We start from the raw sequence: 541 nt of genomic DNA, 5'->3' as shown, positions 1-541 counted from the left end.
GACTCCCGTCCTCCCGTGCAATTCATGGTTCTGCCATCTATCCAGTCACGCCCGCCGGCGAGCGACCAGTGTAGCATGAACGCGGATGACGGAAGCGAATAAGGCCGGTGACACATCCCGAGGTGCATTCGCCGTGATGCGAGAAAGCGTGTCCGCAAGCGGATCATCCGTGATGATGGATAATGAAGCAGCAGCAATCGTTGGTGAACGGCTCATTCCCGCACTGCAAGCCACAAGCGTTCGGTAGTCGCGTTCGAGCAGCGATCGCAGGCAGTCAATGCTTGCCGAAATTAGCAAGTCATCATTTGAACCATCGTCGGAGATCGGAAAACGGCAATAGATGATATCGCGGCCAAGAGCCGCTGGCGGTTCATTGGCAGCCAAGTCAACTACCGCAGCGATTTGATGATGGTAAATCTGCTTGAGGTCACGGGCCGAGATCGCGTCACCGATGTAAAGCAGTCCGTTGTAGACGTCGCGTAACAATTGTCGCTGAAAATCTCAGTGAATGGTTGAATCTTCGTTCACGGCAGAACGGTAG

1 protein-coding gene is annotated in these 541 nt (G+C 54.3%); it reads right to left on the bottom strand.

What is annotated here, in order from left to right; translation table 11 throughout:
* Positions 1–45 precede the first annotated feature (45 nt).
* A complete protein-coding gene (locus tag LOC67_RS22730; RefSeq protein WP_230265132.1) occupies positions 46–486 on the bottom strand; it encodes a dual specificity protein phosphatase family protein in 441 nt (146 codons plus the stop codon).
* Positions 487–541 lie beyond the last annotated feature (55 nt).

The organism is Stieleria sp. JC731 (assembly GCF_020966635.1).
Taxonomy (GTDB): domain Bacteria; phylum Planctomycetota; class Planctomycetia; order Pirellulales; family Pirellulaceae; genus Stieleria.
The sequence above is the reverse complement of the archived record's forward strand: the minus strand, read 5'-3'. Positions and strand labels throughout refer to the sequence as shown.